We start from the raw sequence: 22,034 nt of genomic DNA, 5'->3' as shown, positions 1-22,034 counted from the left end.
CCCGGGTGCGTACGAACAGTAGGTCCGGCCCTGCGTAGAGCCTCGCAGCGTGGACGCCGTACGTTCCGCGTGGTGTGTCACTGCGCGACGAGATCTAATCAAGAATGATAGATGCTATAGCGTGGCCGACAAGCCCCTTTTTCAGAGGCGTCGTTCGTATCGATCGAGAAGTCCGGTCTGATGGCAATGCAACTGGACACTATGATCAGGTGATAGATGTGGCGGTGTTGCTTTCTCATTTGGCCGCGCTAGCGACTCATCAGGCGGCGTAGAAAAAGAATGTGGGCAAGGAAAGGCAAAGGCGCGGGTCAGCGCTGCATCGTGTCGGGAGTTTGCTCTGCATGACTCTACGGGTCGCGCGCTTCCCAGCGACACGGTTGACGGACCGGTTCAGAACGTCGGGCGCTGTCCGACCCGTTGCCGTCATTCGTGTAGTCGCGCCGGCAACGGCCGCTCTCAAAGTCCAACGGCCATTCGTTCTCTTGAGGTCGCCTGCCGCTTGTCGGCCAATGCCGACCTTGGGGCAGGCTGAATTCTACGTCGGCAATGTGATGGATTGCCGACGGTAGCGGCGTCGAGCAGGCGGGCGATAGCTTCCGACATCGCGAACTCACACTCCCGACCCGTTGCAGCCGGTGGGTATTCGCTCGCCGAATGACTGATCATCGTCGAACTCCGGCTGTTGGAATCAAGGGGCTGATCCGCTCGACCAGAGCCTTTCCCACGGGCGTTGCAAAGTAGCGCGTCGCTATCGATGTGCTGCAACGACGGGACAATTGTGCTTCGCCTCAGCGCGCAACGACGAACGATGTGTGCATGCCCATCTCATAGTGCCCCGGCCGGTTGCAAATCAGCACGTAGCGTCCTGGCGCAAGCTTCAATGACAGGCGCTTGGTCGAACCCTGCGCCAAGTCTTCCACCTCGCCCATTTTCTTGAACCGGCTTTCCGTAACCAGGCCTTTGTGGACGGGCAGATGCGCGTCGTCCACGTCTGTCCTCAGCACCACGAACTCATGTTCGGTATTGCCGTTCGCTGCGTTGTTCACCTCGAACGTGACGGTTCCGGCCTTCGCTGTGCCGGGATCGAGTTGAATGGTGTTGTCCGTTAGCTTTACATGGATCGTTTCGTCCGCATGACCGCTCAGCGGCACAACGCCGAGCGCAACCGCCGCCAGAACGAACGCAGTATGGTTTCTGTCGATCATGATATTTCTCCTCGAAAGGGCCGCGTTGCCGCAAGACGCGTTGAACCACGGTGCCGGGTTCGCCGGCTCCGAAGGCTAGTGGAGCAACTGTTCTCTCGATGACCGTCGCGCGTCAGTAGGCACGTTCGCCAATATGCATGGTTAGGAACCCTCGTCATCGTCGTGGCCGCTGGAGACCACTGTTCGCGGCGCACATCGCTTCGCCTTCACGCAACGGTGCAAGCAGGCTTGCACGCATCGCGCGCGTGAATTCATCGCGGATGAAGGACCGTGCTCGCCAGTGCAGGCGAACCTCGGTAATAGAACGTGAGTGGGCTTCGGAATATTCCGCCCGATGTCGCGTGGGAAGCCGCTTTCCGGCGCGCGCCGTGGCGGAGAACACAAAAGATTCGAACGATCCGAGTGGCTTCCCGGTTCACCGACGTGCTGCCTGGTTCGCCAACGCGCTACTTTCCAGTCGCGCCCCGCGGTTATCATTCGACGTGACGAAGCTCGCGGCGAAGAATCTCTCCGACGCTTGACGTCAGCCCGAGATCTCGCGTCTGGAACCCGTAAGGGTGGCTACCAGGAGCCTGTCGGACTTCAGCGCCCGCCAAGCAACGGCCTGAACGTCGGGCATATTTCGCGAGCTACAGGACAATCAAAGAGTTGCGCATCCCGTTTTTAAATCGTCTCGGGCGATTGTCGTTGCATCGACCGCGACCTTTTGAAGGTAACGCGTTCGATATCCAGAAACCTTGTCCCGGAAGCAACTGGCCTTAGCGATATCCATTGGGTTGTCATGTACCTCTGTCAACGGTCACGAACAGTTGCGTTATGGCATGCTCCTCTATGTCGCACTCTTCACATGGTGCAAGGACGATGCGCATACCTCGATGCACAGCCAAGCGAGCAGTCAGGGCACGGCTGTCTACATTGCTCCGTCCCGAAGGCGTCGACCCCGACGCCTCGATCCTGCTTGTTGCCCGTGGACTGCGCGGCATCTGCGATGGTTTTATCGCGGTGCTGCTACCCGGATATCTGCTGTCGCTCGGCTTTGGGCAACTGGCTGTCGGGCTCATCAGCACGACCACGTTGTTCGGATCGGCCGTTGCGACGGCCCTGGTGGGTCTCGCAGGCAATCGCTTTGCACAGCGGGGCCTGCTGCTCTTCGCGGCGGTGTTGATGACGGCTACAGGTCTTTGTTTCGCAGGCCTGTCTTCGCTGTGGCCGCTACTCGTCGTCGCGTTCATCGGCACGCTGAACCCGGGTTCCGGCGATGTCAGCCTGTTTCTTCCGCTCGAGCATGCAAGGCTCGCCGAATCCGCAACGCGTGACGCACGAACCGCCCTGTTTGCACGATATAGCCTCATCGGCGGACTGTGCGCCGCAGTCGGCTCCCTCGCGGCTGGCCTGCCCGATTCGATCAGCGTCCACTCGGGCGTTTCGCCACTCACGGCGATACGCGCGATGTTCACCGTCTACGCGACGGCAGGATTCGTGATCCTGCTCCTTTACCGGCGTCTGCCGGCACGCGAGTCCAGGACCGACACGCCGCGCGTGCCGCTTGGGGGTTCACGCGGAATCGTCACGTGCCTTGCGCTGCTCTTCAGCGTTGACGCCTTTGCGGGCGGACTTCTCGTCAACTCGCTGCTGACCTTGTGGTTGGTCCAGCGGTTCGGCCTTTCGCTCGGCGCAGCCGGCCAGTTCTTTTTCTGGGCAGGGCTGCTTGGCGCCGGCTCTCAACTGGCCGCGCCGCCGTTGTCGCGCCGGATCGGCCTGCTCAACACGATGGTGTTTACGCATATCCCCTCGAGCGTATGCCTGATTGTCGCAGCGTTTTCGCCCTCCCTCACGCTGACCCTCGCGCTCCTCCTCGCACGCAGTGCTCTTTCACAGATGGACGTGCCCACGCGCAGCGCCTACGTGATGTCGGTCGTCACGCCCGGGGAGCGTCCCGCAGCGGCGAGCTTTACCGCGGTTCCGCGAAGCCTGGCTGCAGCGCTCGCGCCCACCCTTTCAGGAGTATTGCTGGGCCTGGGGTGGCTCAGTGCTCCGCTAGTCGCGTGCGGCGCGCTGAAGATTGCCTACGATCTTTCGCTGCTCGCCGCATTTCGTCACGTCAGGCCCGACGGAGATTCGTCATGAAAGAACGTATCGGCACGAACCGTCGCCGGGCTGCGATGTTGCTCGTCATTCTTTTGACGGTCGAAGTTGCGGCACTGGTCGTCCATCACAGCGCGACCGCTGCCAGCACTCCACCCACGGTCGAACTACCGTTGACGCACGTCGCCGACATCCCGCTGCCGGGTCGCGCTACCCGGCTCGATTACGAAAGCTATGACCCTGACCGGCATCTGCTGTTCATCGCACACCTCGGCGACAGCGAAGTAATCGTCTTCGACACGCAGAACTCAGGTGTTGTCGCCCGCATTGGAAACATCGCCGCCGTTCATGGCGTCCTGGTGGTACCGGCACAGTCCCGCGTGTACGCGTCGGCGACCGGCACGAACGAAGTTGTTGCCATCGACGAGGCCACCCTGAAAATCACCGCACGTATGCAGGGTGGCGTTTATCCGGACGGAATGGCATATGCACCGGACACCCGGAAACTCTATGTATCGGACGAGACAGGTGGGACTGAAACTGTGATCGATACCCAATCCAATCGCCGCACCAATACGATCCCTTTGGGAGGGGAAGTCGGCAACACCCAGTACGATGCGACATCCCGTCACATCTTCGTCAATGTCCAGTCGCGAGCACAACTGGTCGAAATCGATCCATCGACCGACGCAATCGTCGCCCGGATCGACCTGCCGGGCGCACGCGGCAACCACGGCCTCTATATTGTTGCGCAACGACACCTCGCGTTCGTCGCGTGCGAAGGCAACCACCGACTGCTGACGCTGAACCTGCTTACCAGGCATGTCGTCCAGTCATTCGACGTTGGCGGTGATCCCGATGTGCTCGCCTTCGATCCAGGTCCGGGCACGCTCTATGTTGCTGGCGAAGCAGGCATCGTGTCGATGTTTACAGTGGGTCTCTCAACCGTGTCGAAAATCGGCGAAGGTCGCATCGGGCCCAACGCGCATGTGGTTGGTGTCGATCCATCAACGCATCGCGCCTATTTCCCGCTGAAGAACGTCGACGGACGTCCGGTGCTGCGCGTCATGGCGCCCCGGCGGGTTGTGCCGTCGCTGTGAAACGATGACGGACATAGGAGCATCGACACAAAAATGCGCTCAATCCTCGCGGGACTTTTGCTGCTACCTCAGCCCTCGCTGCCGCTCCGACGTAAGCGATCGCATGCTGGCCGACACGACAGGATGACTTTGTATGCGTCCGACTGATACGGGATGCCCGACGCGAAATCTTACGAAGGCGATTGCGAGAAAAACGTACCATCGTCGCTCGCGACACCTGGTGACAAGCCTTCTGTTGCTCCGACCATGCTGCGGACGCCGCATGGTGGATCGCAGTAGGACTTCAAGAGAAATCCCCTGTTTCTTGGGTCAGTAGCACTACGACTGGCCGTTTCCTACAAAGCGGCCATTCAGGTTGAAACGTTTTGATCGAGCAGATCGCTAGGCGACTGTCTTGAACCGTTCCGGACGAAGGTAAGCGAGGGCAACAGAGATGCGCTGCAGGCAATCGGGCTTAATTCGGTCGGACGGTTTTGTCTATAAGAGTCCGCGGCTTCAAGTCGGCACGTCAACTGCAACGATTCGCTTCGGTCCACGACCAGGTGGCAAACCTGTTCATGCATTGCCGCTACAACACGAACGCGCAACGGAAGCGAGACGCCCGTGACCAGGCCTTTAAGGCGTGGGAAAGGGTGACGTGCGCTGCCGGAACGCATCGCCGCCTGAGTTCGCCAGCGTTCACGCGCCGCGTTTCCGTTCGGCCTCGCTACAACAAGTTGACCGTACCGCTAGGAGCGAGGTACGCGACGGATCTCATCCGACTTGCGGCACGAGATAGCGGCAGGCTCATTGAGCGGACCTCGCGGTGCAAGAAGTTGAGGTGAGCAAAACGTAATACAAATCGAAAAGAACTGTCATTCTCAGGAAATCAATGAAGGTTAACATCAGGTGCCTGCTCATCGGCAAGACACTGCCGCTTTCGGCACGTAAGGTTCAGTTGGCAGGCCGCGACGGTAGTGATTTTCAGTGCATGAGGCCGCTTTCTAATTGATTCTTTGACAGCCCTTTTAATATAGGAGTGCTTGATGCGTTTAGCCTTGATTTCACTTGCGGTTGCCTCGAGTTTGTCCCTGACTGCTTGTGGTGGAAGCGTCTCTCCTACCAGCGGCCGCGTCCAGCCCTCTACGGCCATAGCGCTCCCGGCGGGAGTCAAGTCACTGGACCCGAACTATAATATCTCGGTGTTTGCGCATGGCCCGTCAACGTCATCACTCCCTGACGATATGACGGTCTCAGTTGACGGGCAAAGTGTCTTCGTCGGCTATCAGGACGATCAGGATTCTGCCGGCAAACCAGTGGCATCCGGCAAGACGACCGGGGAAGTCATCCAATATGACCTGAATGGAAACCTATTGAAGACGTTCGCCGTGAAAGGGCATGTCGATGGTCTAGTGACGGTCGACTCCAATACCATCTGGGCGAGCTCAAACGAAGACGGCAACCCCGTGGTGTCCGTGATCAAGGTGAGCGCGGGCACGGTCTCTTCCTACACGTACAACAAGACGCTCATGCCGCAATCGGGAGGGAGCGACGGTACCGGCGGTCTGGACGATATGGTCATGGTGAACGGCAGCGTGTATGTGACGCTGTCGGGCGAATTCAAGACCGCTGCGCACAATGCCACGCCGCCCGGACCGAATGCCAACCCGTTCCCGGTTATCGCACGGCTTACGATCGATCCCGATGGACAACACTTTGATCTCGACGGCGACTCTGCAACGACGACCGCTGCCGCTTACACGCTGCTCGGCAATGGAGCAGCTGTGGATAAGTTGACAGGCGCGCCGCGCACGTTGAACGTGCTCGATCCTGATTCGCTCGGGCTGGACCCGGCAGGCAATGTCATCCTGGACGATCAGGAAGGCCACTCGCTCATCACGATCGGTAACATTGGAACGCCGCAACAGAGCGTGTCGGTACTTGACCGTACCTTGAATGGAACGCCATTCAAAGTCGACGATACGCGTTTCGCTCCGCCGACGGGAAGGTCGTTCATTCTTTTCACCGACAACGATGTGTCGAACAACATCTACCGCGTCGATTACAAGGGTGGCGCGTTCCCCGCAAACCAGGGCTACAGCACCTCAGGTAGCGTCACTGATTCGCTTCTCGCGATGGATTACTCGACCGGCAAGTTCACGACCATCGTTGCTGGTGTGCCGGGCGCGCATGGGATGCGCTTCATAAGCAACTGACACAGCCCTCCCGAGCAAAGCCACTCCGTTCACGGACTGGACGATGTCCGGATCTCCGGATGATTCGAGGCCGGTTTTTCCGGATATCCGCAGCACTTCTGCGGGCTCTGATAATCATATAGCCGTACATGGACTCCCGCCTATGAGCTAGATCGGTGTGCATTTTGAAGGTCTCGACTGCGTCCGTACATTCGGCTTTTGATGTGCCTGCCATCAGCACGAGCCATCATGGAAGTTTGCGCGCTTGCTCCTCATCGGCCTCTTGGCTTCGTAACGCAGCCGCTGGATATATCAGGATTTGCAAGCGCCGGTCCGACCGGTTCACCATGCTTTGCCGCTTCTTGCGCAATCGTGGATGGAGTGAAGGTGTCTCGCTGCGTTACAGGACGGCTATGCCAACTTGAAGCTGTCACAATGGTCAATATTGCCCACGCTATCCGCGCCGTCTTGTTCGCGAGAGCGATTGCAGCGACGCTCACGTGGCGGCGTTGCATCACGGCTTTGATCCAGCAACTGTGCCGGGCGGATTCAACCGGTCGATGCAATAGTTCGATGGAATCGTTCAGCCGGTGTTTCGGGCGGATTCAACCGGTCGTTGCAACATCTCCTAACGGAGGTGTCACATGGGACGACCACAGGGTTGGGGTTCGGAACAGACGGGAAGACCAATAATGCGATCGCCTGGCAGGCCAAGTGTCAATCAACTAGAGACCAAGCGAGCCTTCTGGAACTGTATCGCGCAGGGCATGGAGACTGAAGCTGCCGCACTGGCATGTGGCGTGTCACAACCTTTGGGACCAAGATGGTTCCGTGAGGCGGGTGGAATGCGGCCGATCGAACTGGCGCCGGGCGCGGGGCCCTATCTGTCTTTTTCTGAAGGCGAAGAAATCGCGCTGCTGCGGGCACAGGATTGCGGGGTTCGTGAGATCGCGCGAAGACTGCAGCGCTCGCCTTCGACGATCTCACGCGAGTTGCGCCGTAACGCTGCGACCCGTGGCGGTACTTTGATATACAGGGCGACAGTTGCTCAGTGGAAAGCTGAGCGTGCAGCGGAACGTCCGAAAGCTTCCAGGCTGGCAGAGAACGAGAGATTAAAGAAATATGTGCAGAGTCGATTGGCGGGAGCAGTCACCGACTCAGAAGGCAGGCCAATTGCCGGACCTGTACCGCCCTTCGGTGGAATGGATCCCGTCTCCCTCGCGAACCAGGCTGCCGCGTAAGAGAGGATGTCGCGCTCCATTTTCAGTTGCCGGACTTCACGACGCAACCGTGTGAACTCCTGCCGTTCGGCTGTGGTCAGACCGTCATACCGCACACCTGTGTCGCGATCAGCCTGCGCCACCCAGTTGTAGATGGTCTGTGCAGTCGGCTCGAACTCCTTTTCCAGTTCCTCCGGGGCCTGCGTCCGGCCTTAACCAACTCGACCATGTGAGCCCGGAATTCCATAGGGTATGGGGTACGATGCCTGCCCATTTTCGACACCTCCTGATCAAAAGCATAGGTGTCCGTTTTTGCGGGTCAACTTCAATCAATCAGGGCGGCGGCCTTCGGCTACAACACCGGTACGATTAGCCAGTCTTATGCAACTGGCCCGACAACGCTTCAGGGCTATTGCCGAGGCGCTGCCGATACGCCGTGCGGCGGCGCCGGACTCGTCGTCATTTACGACGGAACGATCAACCAGTCGTTCGCAACCGGTCTCGTGACACAGCCGACCTACGGGCCGATCGGCATTGCGCGGACCAATACAGGCACGATCGCGAACGATGTGTATTGGGATACCCATACCACGGCCGCCACGATCCGCGTCAAGTACGGCACACCGATTCCCACGGCGAACGGGCTGACCACCGCGCAGATGAGTAATCCGGCATCGTTCGTGTCGTATGACTTCGGTCCGACGGGAGTGTAGGCGATGCCTGCCGGCGCGACGCATCCGGTGCTGCGCTGGCAAGTGGCGCAATGACCCACGCGGATGACGGCGGCAAGCCTCGCGGCGTTCACCGCATCACTGCTGATCCCCTTCGTCGTCCGACTAGTCACGCCCAAGGTACTGCCGCTCGGTTGCGTTCACGACTGCCGTGCTGGCGGTGGGGAGTGTCAGTTATGTTTTTCAGTCCGCCACTTCGCACTTCGGAGCCTTAAGCAGCGATGCCTCGCTACGGTGCTCCGCGCCAGTGTTGAACAAAGGCCTTTCCTTATCTCTCTAACAGGTTGGAGGTGAAACTCATGGTCAGACGATTGGCGATATTCGCTCTCGGGGCGGACATCGCAGGTAACTTTAGATAGCCCCACGGTAGACATTCGCCCACGGACCGGCCCGCTTTATTGCTGCGTCTGCAGCATCGAGGCAGGAAGAGGCATCGAACCACACGTATTGTGCGCCTCCAGTATTGGACCGATGGAGAGGACAATGACTCTGATCAGATGGACGCTGACGATTGGCCTGGTATGCGGATGCGGCCTGGCCGGTACGGGCAATGCAGCAACAAACGACCGGCTTTTAAAGCTACTGCAATTGCAAACCCTGAATCGTCTAGCATCGGAGAGCGCGCCGACGAAGAAGAACGCTTCGGGCGACAACAGTGCGCGCCAGGATCGTGGGGCAAACCGTCCGGGAGCCCAGTCACAGCCAGACAATCGAGGCGCGCCCGGCAACGTGCCGACGCGAACGCCATAACTTGCGATTAAACGTCAGACCCGGGACGGCTGGTCGCGACGCGCAGTTGTGGCTTGCAGGGTGATCCGCGATCGCCGTGGGGCGCCGTGGTGCCGGTTCGGGAATGGATCGGCCGGGTACACGGCTTGCTGTTTGTGCAAGGAGCTATCCCCGTCCCATCGCGAATGTTCATACAGTGCGGCCTGGCGTGAACGGCGGAAGCCTGAGGCTGTCGCGTTGCAATTCGTTCGCGTTACTGTGAATTTCCAAAAGGCAGCGGTTGGCTGCCAAGAATGTACGTTAGAGATGCTGTGCGTTTCCCCGTAGATCACGGATGCTTCCACGGTCGAATCTTATGGAAATCTGAAGAACGACAAATACTACCTGGGAAAACGATAAGGATCACTGTTTAACGAAATACCTAAGCTATAGCGGCGTCCATTATTTCTTTCGGCACGCGCTCGAGGTAGGTCTATTCCGACGACGATGAGGGGAGGTGTACGATGCCGAGACACATGTGGACGAATGCATTGGCGACATCTGCGGCTATCGCGATTGCAGGTTGTGGTGGTGGAGATCATCTCGACGTTAGCGGGCCGCATCATGTAGCGGACATCGCCGTCCCAAACATCACGGCAGGCGTCAACTTCTCATTCGATATCGGTATCGTTTCGGGTAGCCGATACTTTTTCACCGACAGGAATAACGCATCTCTGGATGAAATCGACATAGCGTCGAAGAGCTTCGTCAAGACCATCCAGGGAAGCGGTCCTCTCGCGTTCACGGGGCTTGGCCCCGGGCCGAATTCGCAGGCCGGTCCGGACGGCGCGACCCCTGTCGGCAACCTCATCTACGTGGGCGACGTGAACTCGGTGAAGGTGGTCGATCCCGCTGCTGGCGTCGTGACAAGCAAAATCACGGTCAGCACGACGGGCGTGCGCGCAGACGAAGGGTGTCTGGATCCCACACACGGCATCTTTATGATCTCGAGCCCCGAAGAGACGCCCCCGTTCGCCACATTCATCAACACGGCCACGCAGACCGTCGTCGCCAAAGTGACGTTCACCGACAGCGCAGGCAAGCCCACCGCGGGCCTCGAAGCCTGCCGGTACGATGCCGCCAGCGACAACTTCTATGTGAACGTCGACGGAAGCACGGCGAATCCTCATGGCGAACTAGTGAAATTGCCAGGGGCGTCCATTCGCGCGATACCGAACGCCGGCACGCAGAACTACACGACCCTTGCGGGCGTCGCGATGTACCCCGAAGGCAATTGCGATCCTACTGGGCTGGCACTCGGACCGGGAAACGATATCGCGGTTGGTTGCAGGGAAGGGACGACTGGCGCGCCCTTGCTCATACAGATTCTTGACCGTTCGAACGGCGCGCTTCTGGCGTCCCTGAACGCGGGCGGCGGCGATCAACTCGAATATGATCCGTCCACCAATCGCTATTACAACGCGGCGAGCCGTTGGACGTCTTCTGGCAATGCGTCGACGAACGGCGCCTGCTCGACGGCATCGCCATGCACACCCGTGTTGACTATCGTCGACGCCAGCAACCGCAGTGTCGTTACCCGCCTGAACACGGGGAATAACGCACATTCGGTTGCGATCGACCCCGGCGACCGGGCTCATCTTCGTTCCATACTCTTCGGCGACATCGCCGGCGGGGTGTCCGATTTGCGCGGCAAACGGGTTCGTCAACGGCGGGGTGTCGGTATTCGCCGCTAAGTGATCCGCAGATCCGCGTCGACCAGGACGCCACCGCGCGAAGCGTAACGACGCGAGGAATCAGGCGGGTTCGCTTGCCCTGAGAAGTTCGATTGCCCACTCGACGAATACGGACGATCGTATGACCTTGCACGAGGTCGGCGGGCTCGCGCGGCAGGCCGTGGCGCTGGATGTAGGCGGGCGACGCGCAGGTCAAGCGCGGCAGCGTACCGGCCGAGCGCGTGATCAGCGAGTCGCTGAGTAACGGCTCGAGACGCAGCACACAGTCGAGGTTCTCGGCAATCAAATCGACCGACCGGTTACCGACGCTCAACTCGACCTGGATGTCGGGATAACGCGCAAAAAAGTCTGGCATGGCCGGGACGAAAAATTAGGGTGAAGCTGCCCGGCTCCTCGCCGCGCCCGAATCCTCGAAGACCTCGAAGAGACCGAGACGGCAATTGCTGCGCGAAGCGCGACGCCGACTGGGACGCTGCGAATCAGCGTTCCCATTGCGCTCGGACGCCGGGCAGGTGCGGCCGCTTATCGAATCCTTTTTGGCCAGAGACGCCCCTCCTAGAAACTGATTGTCTCCTTCTCCGAGGACACGACCGAACAATGGCGTCTACGCCGAGCTCCTGGTTCGAAAGCACGCGGCATAGCCGAAGAAAGACTTTCCATATTCGTTTCTCTTGGTTCCGCCGCTTTTCAACGCCCTATAGATTGTGCGCTCAAGCATTCCAATAACTTACACACGCTCAACATGTTCAACCGACGTTTGATAGCCTTGGCCGCACTCCCATTCGTCCTGGATGCCTGCGGAGGAAGCAGTATTGCGGATAGCCCAAACCCTTTGGCGAGCACGGATCAGTTGGCAGCCGAAAAACTTGCAATCACTGTTGTTCAGTCGCCCGCTGTGATTGCGGCGAAAGCCACGCTTTAAGCAAAGTGGCTAGCGGCTGCGCAAACAACCGGTGGCGTACCGGATGAGGCGTTGGCAAATCTCGATGAGGCTGTAGATGAGAGTGTGTTCGCCTTCGCGCTATCGCTTGCTTCGGGCAATGCCAACGACCCGAAGGTGGTTTCGTTTCTAGCAGCCCCGCACAACTGGTACGGAATGAGCGTGCCCGGATCGCGGACAACATTTGATAACCCGGACACCCTATACCGCAGCATCCCGGTTGACCCTGCGTCGAGCTACGTCATCACCGGAAAAGTGCACGGGCAAAAGCCTGTCGATTTCAATTTCAGCCTCTATAGCAGCACCAACGCAACGCTCTCCAACCTCGCCGGCGATCAGCTCGGCACCAACGCGGACGGCAGTTTCTTCATTAACGCTAACTCGTCGCCAACCGGAGGCGGCAACCAGATCCAGCTCGTCTCGGGAGCCGCGTCTATCTTCGTGCGCGATACGATCAACGAATGGGGAGTCCAACAGTTCAACAGTCTGGCGATAAAGCGGACCCCGTCCGCCTCGACGCAATCCCAAACTGCTGACGCGCTCGCCACGACCCTGGCAGCGACACTACAAACTTCGGCTGCGGCTGCGCCCTTTATTGCCTACAACACCCTTGCGTACGCTCAGCCTGCCAATACGCTCCCCGCGCCATCGCTTGGCGGCACCGGGGGGCGCCTCGCCAACCAGGCGGCGTCATATGCTGCATTCCAGCTTGCCGATGACGAAGCGCTTGTTCTCAACGTCAACCTCGGCGGGGCAAAATACTTCATCGCGCCGGCCTATGGACGGTGGACGATCACGACCGACTACATCAACCACACTCAGACGTTGAACAACACCCAAGCGGTACCCAATCCGGATGGCACGTACAAGTTCGTGATATCCCCCAAAGACCCTGGCGTCTACAACTGGGTCGACACTGCAGGTCTGCACCAGGGCTTCCTCAACCCGCGCTGGCAGGGACTACCCGCGACACCCGCTTCGCAGGGACCATCGGCATCAGCCCAGCTTGTGAAGCTCAGTGACGTTCGGACTATTCTCCCCGCGACGACAAAGTACGTTACTGCGGCGGAACGACAAGCACAGTTGGCTGCGCGTGCTGCGAGCTACGCGTCGCGATACGCACCCTGAGCTTTTCTCGTCGACGTAAATGAATGCCTGACGGCGATGCTGGAACTCGCCGTCGGTTACATATCGCGTGCTGCCGATGGCAGCCTGGCGAGGTTGAAGCTGCGCACCGAAGCGCATGAGTCGGTTGCCGGCCAGAACCGTCGATCGGCTGACGGGCCTGGCGGATTCAACCGGTCGATGCAACACAATGAACGTCGCATGAGCGGCGGGACTGTTGCAAATGAAACAGAGGCGCCGGATCTATTACAGCGAAAGCCAGAAGGCATTGATGTGGGAACGCTGGCGCAAAGGCGAGTCGTTGCAGCACATCGCCCAGCTATTTGACCGCAATCACTCGTCAGTACAGGGAATTCTGGCGCAAACTGGAGGAATCCAGCCTGCACCCCGCCAGCGATCCAGGCTGGCGCTGACGCTTGCCGAACGCGAGGAGATTTCGCGAGGCCTCGTCGCGGGTGATTCGATTCAGTCAGTCGCCCGGCGACTGTCGCGATCACCGTCCACGGTCTGTCGCGAGATCAAGCGCAACAGTGGGCAGGGCGGCTATCGGGCCAGCCACGCCGACCAGCTGGCATGGGATCGGTCGCTGCGCCCGAAAGTCTGCAAACTGGTCGAGCACCGGACGCTGGCCCATATCGTGGCCAACAAGCTCCAGTTGCAGTGGTCGCCCCAGCAGATTGCTGGATGGCTCAAACGAGCCTGGCGGGGCAACGAGGACTACCGCGTGTCACACGAGACCATCTACCGCAGTCTTTTCATTCAGGCACGGGGTGCACTGAAGAAAGAACTGCTGGAGCATCTACGGCGCACCCGGGCCATGCGTCGCTCGCGCCATCACACGCAGAAAACGGACGACCACGGCAGAATCCGCGAAGCGGTATCAATCAGTGAACGCCTCGCCACCGTGGAAGATCGCGCGGTGCCGGGACACTGGGAAGGCGATCTCCTGTGTGGCAGTGGCGGTAGCCAGATTGCAACGCTTGTCGAGCGTCAGACGCGCTATGTGATGCTGGTGAAGATCGCCAGCAAGGACAGCGAAACAGTAGTCAATGCGCTCATCAGACATGCTGGAAAGCTGCCGAAGGAACTGTATAAATCGCTTACGTAGGATCGGGGATCAGAGATGGCGAACCATAAACGGTTCACCATTGCCACCGACATTGCCGTGTACTTCTGCGATCCGAAACACCCCTGGCACCGGGGCTCGAATGAAAACACCAATGGCCTGTTAAGACAATACTTCCCGAAAGGCATCGATCTGTCGGTCTACTCACAGGCCAAACTCAACGCCGTGGCTCGAAGGCTGAACGAGCGTCCACGAAAGACCCTGGATTACGAAACGCCGGCTGAACGGTTCCATCGAACTATTGCATCGACCGGTTGAATCCGCCGGGTGAATCGGACGTCTGAACGGCCGAACGATCATGTGGGCGAGTGACGCTTCCTGGCCGGGTACGGACGAACCCAATCGCCCCCGTCGGCGATCAAGTGACGCCAGTGCACCGTTGCCGAGCGGCCCGGTCAACGTAATTGTGCGGCGCGCTGACCGTGCCTTCGCAACCTATACGGAAGGGCGTAACCTCGTATGAACGGAGGAAGCCGCGCTATGCCGAGCGACGAGCGCAGATCTTCGTCGCTACGTAGCAACCTTCCCTTAAGGCTTAAAATGCGGAAGAGGTCGTCATGCCTGATACCGAGGTGTACAGATTTCAATACGCGCGTCGACAGGGACTGCAGCGTACCTATGATGTAGTTCTGAATATTTGTCGGCTCGAATCCGGCGTATGTTCTTACGCGGCATGGGTCCATTTCGCCGGCGCATTCAAAGGGAACGGACTGGTTTTCCCACTGATCGCAAAAACTACGGAGGAAGCGGCGGTTGAAGCGCGAGGACGGATTGAAAACGACATCGAAGACCTCGCCGGCATCGCTGAATAACATCGCATTTGTTGTCTGGAGTTGGCCATGGAAGAGCAACAGGTGCACCGAGGCTACATCATCACGGTCAGCGCGCGAGAGGACTGCGACGGCGGGTCGACCGTTACGTTGCCGATCGACGCGCAGCTACTCATCATTACCGTCAAACTCGCCACAACGCCGGCCGCAAGCATCGCATCAAGGCGGCGCTTCATTGCAGCGCACCCCAGCGTGCCGTGGCCGGTTCCGCCGAGGCCCATTTCCAGTCATCGCCATCACGGCACACCGCAGCGATGTAGAACGAACTGGTCGCGGGCTGATCCTTCTTCGCATCGGTATCGACGGAAAAGACAATCTCCTTGCAGTCGAGCATACCGGTACTAATCTCCCGGCTCACAGTCACGCGGCCTTTTTCGTCTGGCTCGATCGGTACGCTGTGCCTGGTGAACCAGGGTGCCACGGCGCCGACCGCGAGCGGTCCCGCCGCGGCCGCAATCTGCGCCTGCGTATACGCGTGCATCACGCGTTCCGAGTACTGCACGCCGGCTCGGGCAGCGGCCACTGCGCCGAGGCCGATGCCGGTGGCAACGGCCGCGTTGTTGGTCACCGTGCCGGCGATGGCCGCCCCGGCGATACCGGCACCCGCAGTGGCGCCTTCACTGTAAAGTGAACTGCAGCCAGTCAGACTCGTACTGACGGCTGCCAACGCGAGATAGGTCGCCAGCGCGACAACGTTCAGGCAATGCCGCCGAATCGCGCTCTGCATGATCCTTTTCCTCGCTCCGGATGGCTTGTCTCGATCGATGCAGTAGCCGATTGCGCGAAAGCTGGCAGACGCATCGCGAGAGCGGCGCATTCCACATTTTGACGCGAGTGGATTGGTGAAACCAGCGAAATTCGCAGGAGCGGCGCGCAGCGGTGATTTGCGGGATGGCGCGCGATGCCTGCTGGCTCACACCGCCTGACTGACCAAGCTCGATGTCCCTTTCCAGGGCGACAATCAAGATTGTCGAGTCCTCAGGCACAGCCGGTGCGTGCTGTCTGTCGAATCTCATTGAGGGTGCGCCACTTGATGAACACCATCCGGTATTTGCTGCCCCTCCCCTTGCGCGAAACAACGCCACCGGGAACTGGATCACTGCGACGCGTTCTTTTATTTGCGCCGACTGACTTTCAAGCAAGGCAACGCGCGCCTGGTCGATACGTTCCATAAGGTCGAGTTCCGGCCGGTTGACCGAAAGGGTGGACCGAAGATCGCGTATGTCGCGGCATCATCGCCGTGATCGATTCGATCGCTAAAACCACGTTGACACCCTGTCAGCGACGTCCCGGCCGTTGTATGCTTAGCCCGAATAGGAGGGGCCATGACTCAAAAGGCGCGAGAGCTTTACAGGAGCGCGAACGGAGACCGTTGGTCGCTCGTCCACGAATACGACTCTGGCCGGGTTTTCGTCCGACATGAGCCCAACTTCTCGTCAGGTGGCCGGCCGTCCGACATCTCAATTGGCGACTTCCTTGTTCGAGATGGCAAAGGGCCGGAGCATGCCGAACTGCTGCGCCTGATCGGGACATTGGTGGAGACGCCAGCCGATAACTAGCGCTTACCGAGGACGAGGCGCTCTCGAATGGCGATTCGCGGCGCATGCGTCAAGAAGTCGTCCATTAGGCAGTCTTCAGATCATGAGATAACCTCTGTGCGGAAGCTAACGCCGAATCTATGAACGTGGTTGCACGCCTCCCGCCATAGTCCAGCGCTTCACGCAGACATGAACGCCACCGGCTCCTGGAAGCTTGCGATGGTGTCTGCCCGCAGCGCCTCCGTTTGAATGGACCATCCCACTGTGCAACGGCGTTCTGCTCCGTTAAACGACGCACTCTCGACTTCGGCCACCGTGAGCAAAATGCCGAATCCGCATACGGCAAACAGAAGCAAAGCGGGTCAGCATAGTCTTCCTCTCTTGTGCACCAGTTGTAGAAACGCTGCCGAAACGGCCATTCCCGAAGCGCACATTGGCGCAGCGAGGAGCCCTCGCGCCTCACCTCCTTGGCGTCCCTGTCGTAGCGCATGCCCTGAAAGGTGGCCTGCCTTAGCTCACTCGCGCGCGCCCACTCGGGAAACGCCACCTCCGCGACCACCATATGGGCCGTCTGCGGGCTCGCGCGACGGCGGACGCGTCTCGGAAAGTCCGGGCGCCGGTGATCAGCAGCCTTTAACTGCATGAGTGAGGCGACAACTAGCTTGACGCTTGACGCGCCGCAACGCGACGAACACGATTGGCGCTCGAATGTCCGTTGCCAAGACGCAGCCGTTCGCGCAGCCGACGTTCGAATGTCCGCTGGAATGCGAGGACCAATGACTGGGCGGCCTCAAATCTGAAGTGCAACACCTGTTTCGTATAAGGTGTTGCGATGCACGAAAGAACTCAGTATCAACAACTTCAGCCTGAAGAGCGCCTGATCATTGCAAGTCTGCATCTGCAGGGTTCGAGTATCCGGGCCATGGCCCGGATACTCGGTCGCTCGCCAGCCACCGTTAGCCGTGAACTGGCGCGAAACAGCTTGCCTGCTGGCTACGCGTCCGTGTCGGCTGAAGCGCTCAGTGCCGCACGCCGCAGCGCGGGTCGCCGCCCCCCAAAGCTTTGCCTGCAAAGCGTCTGCTGGCGCATCGTTCTCACTCTGCTCGAGTGGAAATGGTCACCTCAGCAGATATCGGGCACACTGAAGCGTATGTATCCGACCGACCCGACCCAGCAGGTTTCGCACGAAACCATCTACACGGCTATCTACGCCCAGCCGCGCGGCGAACTGCGCCGTCAGCTCATTGCGTGCTTGCGCCATGGCCACAGCACGCGCATGCCGCGTACACGGGGCACAGACCGGCGCGGACAGATTCCCGACATGGTCAGTATTCATGTGCGGCCGCCCGAAATCGAAGACCGACTGCTGCCTGGGCACTGGGAAGGCGACTTCATCAAGGGTGCCGGCAACCAGTCCTCGGTAGGCGTGCTGGTCGAACGGACCAGCCGTCTGGTGCTGCTTGCCAGGATGGAAGATGCCACCGCCGCTTCAGCGCTGGCCGGCTTCTCCGCCAAACTCAATTCGATTGTCGCGCCATTACGGCAGAGCTTCACCTACGACCAGGGCAAAGAAATGTCGCGGCATCAAGAACTCACCGCCGCAACCGGCGTGAAGGTGTACTTCTGCGACCCGCACAGTCCCTGGCAACGCGGCACTTGCGAAAACACCAACGGGCTGCTGCGCCAGTATCTGCCCAAAGGCACGGACCTTTCGGTCTACAGTCAGGACGAACTTGACGCTATCGCCGACAGTCTGAACAGCCGACCTCGTGCAACTCATGCCTTCCATTCGCCGTTCGAGGTCTTCGCCGCGACCCTTGCTTCAGCAAGTCAACCTCAAGGCTCTAAACATTAAACCCGCTGTTGCGCTTCACTCTTGAAACCGCCCTGCATATGTCCGACAGTATGGGTTCAGTATCCAACCGCGTAAGCCGACGGTCGGATGCACTCGGTCGGGCAGTGGCTGCTTTGCGGCCTCGTAGCCCACCGAGTGCATCCGGCCATGTTGCGTCATTCGCGCGCACCGTTTCCGAGCGGCGAATCTCAAAGATTTAGCCAGCGAAATGGCGCTCTAAAAAGTCTGTAGTTGCTAGACCACTTTCTATAGGCCGGAATACCGGGTAGCAATTACCGCGATGAGAAGAAAACTTATCTTAGGAAACCGATCTTCTGGCATGTTTTCACATACCACAAAGGCTATGCATCCCGTTGAAAATGTCGGCGCAGCGCCGCCAGGGTTCTGTCGCGCTAAGCGGGTGGGATAGAATTGGGAGGCCAGAAATTAGCGAATGTATAGAGATGACGAGTCCAACGAGACGCCGCGCAAGACACTGCCTTCGGGCCTGGCCAGGGTGCTCAAGCGCCTGCATTATCCACTGGACGTGATTTTGCTGTGCGTACGGTGGTACGTGGTGTATTCGCTGAGCCTGCGTGATCTCGAAGAAATGATGGCGGAACGCGGTTTTGAGGTGGATCGTTCGACGGTGCACCGATGGGTGATCAAGCTCGTTCCCGTGTTCGAGAAGGCGTTTCACAAGCACAAGCGGCCGGTAGGCATGAGCTGGTGCGTTGATGAGACCTATGTCAAGGTCAGGGGCGACGCTTGAGGCGATCAACGCCGAACGCGAGAGCCCGATCAAGATCCGCCAGCCAAAGTATCTGAACAACATTGTCGAGCAGGACCACAGGGCCATCAAACGCATCATCAGGCCGATGCTGGGTTTCAAGGATTTCCGGTGTGCCCGCATCATCCTGTCCGGCATCGACGTGGTCCACATGATCAGGAAAGGGCAGGTGATAACGGCGGAAGGAACCCATCCGGGCGTCGCCGAGCAATTCTATTCCCTGGTTATCTAAGGTGTCCTTGTCATATCACCTTCCATCGTCATTCCCTCCGCAATGCGCCACGGGCGACCTTGTTGCGAATATCCCCATCCAGACGGGCACGCAGGATATGCAGTTCGGCCTCGCTCATGGTGCCCTTCAATCCGAGCAACAGCCGGTCGTTAAAGAGCCGTTGTATGTCCAGACGATGCTGACCACCGGGATATCGATGTTTGGGAAGATATCGGTCGGCGTGCGCAGTATCGCAAGCGGGCCGACGATAAGGATCAGTACGGCGAGGACCACGAAGGTATATGGGCGGCGCAGCGCGAGCCGGACAATCCACATGACGGGTTCCTGAAATGAGGCCATGAAGTCACGGCGTTGCTGCGCTGTCAGAGCGCGTGACGCGGGCTTCTCGACTCAGGAGTGTGATGTTGGAGCCCTTACGGGGCGCGGTCGGGCTGGATTACCGTTCCGTTACCTGGGCGTTGATGCGAACGTGCGGTGACGTGACGTTTCACGAGGCAATGCCTGGATAACAAAAAGGTAATCTGCGGGTCAGTGCTCCGAAAGGTGAAATGACGAGAATGGGAAGCGTGGTTCAGGCCACTCACTTCTTGCCACTACCCGGAGAGACATCATGAAACTGCTTACCGCGATTGCCGTTGCTGCACTTAGCTTGCCGTTCGGCGCAAACGCTTTTGCTCAAACCACGTCGTCGGGATTGACACGCGCCGAAGTCATTGCGCAGTTGAAGCAGGCACAGGCCGAAGGGCTGGTGCCGACGTCCAAAAGCGACTATCCGCCGACGGCCGCAGAGATCGCGCGCAATCGGGAGATCTATGCGATCCAGCATGGCACACACGGTACTGAGGCAATTCGCACGGCGGGCATGCCGGCGGCGCACCCGGCGTCGGAATAAAGTTGAGAATGGGGTCGCCGGGTGCGAGCCCTCTTGATGCGCGAAAACCTCATGTGACCTCTTGCGGCTGCTTCGGCAATTGCCTCTGTGTCACTAAAGTCGGTCTTGTTCGATTTGCGAAATGGTGCGGCAAACTGCGCCGGAGCGAGCCGTACTTCGTGACCGAGCATTTGCGGTTTGGTCGCCAGAAACTGCGTCCCGGCGCACGATTCCATCGCGATCAGGCAGTGCTCCTGCTGCACGACATAATCCAGAATTGCCTCGCGGTAGTCATCACGGCGGCAGTAGTAACGAGAGGAATGACGACAGCCCTATAGTAGAAGCCTGGTCAATGACCGAGGTGCTTGTTGAAGAACTCGGTAATTTCACCAAACGCTTCTTTTGTCTCGGGTATGCGGTCATCCATTTGGTACTGCGCGTGCGACATGCCGTCAAAGACCTCGAGTTGTGCATCGATACCCGCCTCCCGAAGCTTCCGATGCACGCGAATGGTGTTGCTGAGCAGCAGGTCCCGGGTTCCCGTGGTCAGGATAGCCGGCGGAAAACCGTGCATGTCTCCGTAGACTGGTGAGAGCAGTGGGTCTTTGAGATCATGGCCGTGCGCATAGACTACGGCCGCGGCATCGCAGAATCCATCGCGTGACACCAGGACGTTGTCGACCTTTTCATTGGTGTAGAACGAATCGCCAGTCTTCGTGAGGTCCGACATCGGCGTACCTGGCGCGATCGCGCCGGGCATTTGCAGGCCTTCCTGTTTCGCGCGCAGCATCAGCTCCAGCACCAAAGCACCACCCGCCGAGGTCCCAAAAACGCCCACGTTCTTCGCATCGTTCGCCCGCAGTACCGCCTTGTAGACCGTCTCGACATCGTCAAGCGCAGCGGGGAAGTAACCCTCAGGCGGCATTCGGTAGTCGACAGAAATCACCTTGTAATGCCCCAGGCCCGCCATGATGACGGCTTCGTTCGTGCCCGCCTCGCCCGGGTAAAGCTCATAGCAGCCGCCATGAATGTGAATTAGCACCTTGTCGTGGTGATCGGGCGGAATAACATCGGGCGTGACGACGTACACCCTCACACCGTTGATTGTATTGGGCAGCACCGTCACACCGAGGCGTTCGCGCATGGCCGGTTGGGTTTGCATGACCTTGGCAGCCTGCGCGTTGGCAGCCACTCTCCATTGCTCGCCCGTGGTCCACAATACATTCCATGCTGGGTTATAGGGCGCCGCGATGAGCTTTTGCAATTCGGGGCTAACATCTGCCGGCATTGGCAGGACCGTTGCGGGCACCTGCCGCGGGGCAAGCGCGTCGTCTCCGGCGAGCGCAACGCCCGAAACACCCACGAATGCAGCGCACGCGAGTACAAACAACTTCGTGAATTTCATGGATGACTTCCGTTTGCTTGCTTAAAGCGCGAGTTCATAAACGATCTCGAATGGTTTCAGGGCGCGAATCCGTCCGAATTCCTGATCGTCACCGACGCTCATGGTGTGATCTTTTTGTGCTCGATGTCCGCGTGGAAATATCACACCGTCAAGCCGCTTTCGTCAGCGTTGTGTTCGGCTCGGCGCGATCGGCACGGTCACCCCCAAAAAAAGCCCGCCAGAATGGGCGGGCCAACTGATTCTCGGAGAACGCTTCTCGGTGACAGGGACTACCGGCAACGTTATCAAGCGTCTCGCGCTCGAATAACGCAGTTGAGGTAGCTTGTCACCCCTTCAATACTCGGCTCTCTCCCGGGGAAGCGAATG

The 22,034-nt window shown here is 59.2% G+C and carries 15 protein-coding genes and 6 pseudogenes; 14 read left to right on the top strand and 7 right to left on the bottom strand.

Features of this window, described 5'->3' with window-relative positions:
* Positions 1 to 788: 788 nt before the first annotated feature.
* Positions 789 to 1,205: a cupredoxin domain-containing protein gene (locus tag OKW41_RS24880; protein WP_429447445.1), complete on the bottom strand. Its 417-nt coding sequence runs from the start codon at positions 1,203 to 1,205 to the stop codon at positions 789 to 791.
* An 861-nt stretch (positions 1,206 to 2,066) separates the two neighbouring features.
* On the opposite strand from OKW41_RS24880, the gene OKW41_RS24875 reads away from it, so the two are divergent.
* The 3 genes from OKW41_RS24875 (at position 2,067) to OKW41_RS24865 (ending at position 6,585) form a co-directional block, all read left to right on the top strand.
* On the top strand, positions 2,067 to 3,332 hold the full coding sequence (locus OKW41_RS24875; protein WP_429574259.1) for an MFS transporter: 1,266 nt from the start codon (positions 2,067 to 2,069) through the stop codon (positions 3,330 to 3,332).
* A complete protein-coding gene (locus tag OKW41_RS24870) occupies positions 3,329 to 4,390 on the top strand; it encodes a YncE family protein (protein WP_429574258.1) in 1,062 nt (353 codons plus the stop codon). The genes OKW41_RS24875 and OKW41_RS24870 overlap by 4 nt, the downstream gene beginning before the upstream one ends.
* 1,025 nt (positions 4,391 to 5,415) lie before the next feature.
* The gene (locus tag OKW41_RS24865; RefSeq protein ID WP_429447451.1) at positions 5,416 to 6,585 is read left to right on the top strand and encodes a hypothetical protein; all 1,170 of its coding nucleotides are present in this window, start codon (positions 5,416 to 5,418) and stop codon (positions 6,583 to 6,585) included.
* Positions 6,586 to 6,975: 390 nt separating this feature from the next.
* On the opposite strand, the pseudogene OKW41_RS24860 reads toward OKW41_RS24865, so the two are convergent.
* Positions 6,976 to 7,106 (bottom strand): annotated as a pseudogene (locus tag OKW41_RS24860) (IS110 family transposase); the annotation flags it as partial.
* Between the two features lie 102 nt (positions 7,107 to 7,208).
* Here OKW41_RS24860 and OKW41_RS24855 point away from each other — a divergent pair.
* From OKW41_RS24855 to OKW41_RS24840, 4 genes and pseudogenes are all read left to right on the top strand, one after another.
* Positions 7,209 to 7,766 (top strand): annotated as a pseudogene (locus tag OKW41_RS24855) (helix-turn-helix domain-containing protein); the annotation flags it as partial.
* A 320-nt stretch (positions 7,767 to 8,086) separates the two neighbouring features.
* The gene (locus OKW41_RS24850) at positions 8,087 to 8,497 is read left to right on the top strand and encodes a hypothetical protein (protein WP_429447452.1); all 411 of its coding nucleotides are present in this window, start codon (positions 8,087 to 8,089) and stop codon (positions 8,495 to 8,497) included.
* Positions 8,498 to 8,998: 501 nt separating this feature from the next.
* Positions 8,999 to 9,265, top strand: a complete 267-nt coding sequence (locus OKW41_RS24845; protein WP_429447454.1) for a hypothetical protein — start codon at positions 8,999 to 9,001, stop codon at positions 9,263 to 9,265.
* 494 nt (positions 9,266 to 9,759) lie between these two features.
* The gene (locus tag OKW41_RS24840) at positions 9,760 to 10,977 is read left to right on the top strand and encodes a hypothetical protein (protein ID WP_429574257.1); all 1,218 of its coding nucleotides are present in this window, start codon (positions 9,760 to 9,762) and stop codon (positions 10,975 to 10,977) included.
* 121 nt (positions 10,978 to 11,098) lie between these two features.
* Here OKW41_RS24840 and OKW41_RS24835 read toward each other — a convergent pair.
* Positions 11,099 to 11,335 (bottom strand): annotated as a pseudogene (locus tag OKW41_RS24835) (LysR substrate-binding domain-containing protein); the annotation flags it as partial.
* Between the two features lie 615 nt (positions 11,336 to 11,950).
* On the opposite strand from OKW41_RS24835, the gene OKW41_RS24830 reads away from it, so the two are divergent.
* The 3 genes and pseudogenes from OKW41_RS24830 (at position 11,951) to OKW41_RS24820 (ending at position 14,980) form a co-directional block, all read left to right on the top strand.
* On the top strand, positions 11,951 to 13,045 hold the full coding sequence (locus OKW41_RS24830; protein WP_429574256.1) for a hypothetical protein: 1,095 nt from the start codon (positions 11,951 to 11,953) through the stop codon (positions 13,043 to 13,045).
* 220 nt (positions 13,046 to 13,265) lie between these two features.
* Positions 13,266 to 14,426 (top strand): annotated as a pseudogene (locus OKW41_RS24825) (IS30 family transposase).
* 299 nt (positions 14,427 to 14,725) lie between these two features.
* Positions 14,726 to 14,980: a hypothetical protein gene (locus OKW41_RS24820; protein ID WP_429447458.1), complete on the top strand. Its 255-nt coding sequence runs from the start codon at positions 14,726 to 14,728 to the stop codon at positions 14,978 to 14,980.
* A 53-nt stretch (positions 14,981 to 15,033) separates the two neighbouring features.
* Here OKW41_RS24820 and OKW41_RS24815 read toward each other — a convergent pair whose 3' ends face one another.
* A complete protein-coding gene (locus tag OKW41_RS24815) occupies positions 15,034 to 15,174 on the bottom strand; it encodes a hypothetical protein (RefSeq protein ID WP_429447460.1) in 141 nt (46 codons plus the stop codon).
* On the bottom strand, positions 15,171 to 15,725 hold the full coding sequence (locus tag OKW41_RS24810; RefSeq protein WP_429447462.1) for a hypothetical protein: 555 nt from the start codon (positions 15,723 to 15,725) through the stop codon (positions 15,171 to 15,173). Before OKW41_RS24810 ends, OKW41_RS24815 begins: the two co-directional genes overlap by 4 nt.
* A gap of 598 nt (positions 15,726 to 16,323) precedes the next feature.
* Here OKW41_RS24810 and OKW41_RS24805 point away from each other — a divergent pair.
* From OKW41_RS24805 to OKW41_RS24795, 3 genes and pseudogenes are all read left to right on the top strand, one after another.
* Complete coding sequence (locus OKW41_RS24805; protein WP_429447464.1) at positions 16,324 to 16,557, top strand: hypothetical protein; 234 nt, start codon at positions 16,324 to 16,326, stop codon at positions 16,555 to 16,557.
* 811 nt (positions 16,558 to 17,368) lie between these two features.
* The gene (locus tag OKW41_RS24800; protein ID WP_429448106.1) at positions 17,369 to 18,391 is read left to right on the top strand and encodes an IS30 family transposase; all 1,023 of its coding nucleotides are present in this window, start codon (positions 17,369 to 17,371) and stop codon (positions 18,389 to 18,391) included.
* A gap of 433 nt (positions 18,392 to 18,824) precedes the next feature.
* A pseudogene (locus OKW41_RS24795) lies at positions 18,825 to 19,392 on the top strand (IS6 family transposase).
* Positions 19,393 to 19,548: 156 nt separating this feature from the next.
* Here the strand turns inward: OKW41_RS24795 and OKW41_RS24790 are convergent.
* Positions 19,549 to 19,707: pseudogene (locus tag OKW41_RS24790) on the bottom strand (efflux RND transporter permease subunit); the annotation flags it as partial.
* 295 nt (positions 19,708 to 20,002) lie between these two features.
* Here OKW41_RS24790 and OKW41_RS24785 point away from each other — a divergent pair.
* On the top strand, positions 20,003 to 20,284 hold the full coding sequence (locus OKW41_RS24785; RefSeq protein ID WP_429574255.1) for a DUF4148 domain-containing protein: 282 nt from the start codon (positions 20,003 to 20,005) through the stop codon (positions 20,282 to 20,284).
* A 328-nt stretch (positions 20,285 to 20,612) separates the two neighbouring features.
* On the opposite strand, the gene OKW41_RS24780 is transcribed toward OKW41_RS24785, so the two are convergent.
* Positions 20,613 to 21,668, bottom strand: a complete 1,056-nt coding sequence (locus OKW41_RS24780) for an alpha/beta hydrolase (RefSeq protein WP_429574254.1) — start codon at positions 21,666 to 21,668, stop codon at positions 20,613 to 20,615.
* Between the last annotated feature and the right edge of the window lie 366 nt (positions 21,669 to 22,034).

The sequence above is a fragment of the Paraburkholderia sp. UCT70 genome (assembly GCF_050434085.1).
GTDB classification, from domain to species: Bacteria; Pseudomonadota; Gammaproteobacteria; order Burkholderiales; family Burkholderiaceae; genus Paraburkholderia; species Paraburkholderia tuberum.
Note: the sequence above shows the minus strand (reverse complement) of the source record. Positions and strands in the feature narration are given on the sequence as shown.

Coding starts and splice junctions, on each gene's coding strand:
- OKW41_RS24800 (WP_429448106.1), top strand. CDS start 17,369: ATGCACGAAAGAACTCAGTATCAACAACTTCAGCCTGAAGAGCGCCTG.
- OKW41_RS24845 (WP_429447454.1), top strand. CDS start 8,999: ATGACTCTGATCAGATGGACGCTGACGATTGGCCTGGTATGCGGATGC.
- OKW41_RS24880 (WP_429447445.1), bottom strand. CDS start 1,205: ATGATCGACAGAAACCATACTGCGTTCGTTCTGGCGGCGGTTGCGCTC.
- OKW41_RS24805 (WP_429447464.1), top strand. CDS start 16,324: ATGACTCAAAAGGCGCGAGAGCTTTACAGGAGCGCGAACGGAGACCGT.
- OKW41_RS24820 (WP_429447458.1), top strand. CDS start 14,726: ATGCCTGATACCGAGGTGTACAGATTTCAATACGCGCGTCGACAGGGA.
- OKW41_RS24865 (WP_429447451.1), top strand. CDS start 5,416: ATGCGTTTAGCCTTGATTTCACTTGCGGTTGCCTCGAGTTTGTCCCTG.
- OKW41_RS24810 (WP_429447462.1), bottom strand. CDS start 15,725: ATGCAGAGCGCGATTCGGCGGCATTGCCTGAACGTTGTCGCGCTGGCG.
- OKW41_RS24815 (WP_429447460.1), bottom strand. CDS start 15,174: ATGAAGCGCCGCCTTGATGCGATGCTTGCGGCCGGCGTTGTGGCGAGT.
- OKW41_RS24785 (WP_429574255.1), top strand. CDS start 20,003: ATGAAACTGCTTACCGCGATTGCCGTTGCTGCACTTAGCTTGCCGTTC.
- OKW41_RS24840 (WP_429574257.1), top strand. CDS start 9,760: ATGTGGACGAATGCATTGGCGACATCTGCGGCTATCGCGATTGCAGGT.
- OKW41_RS24780 (WP_429574254.1), bottom strand. CDS start 21,668: ATGAAATTCACGAAGTTGTTTGTACTCGCGTGCGCTGCATTCGTGGGT.
- OKW41_RS24870 (WP_429574258.1), top strand. CDS start 3,329: ATGAAAGAACGTATCGGCACGAACCGTCGCCGGGCTGCGATGTTGCTC.
- OKW41_RS24875 (WP_429574259.1), top strand. CDS start 2,067: ATGCGCATACCTCGATGCACAGCCAAGCGAGCAGTCAGGGCACGGCTG.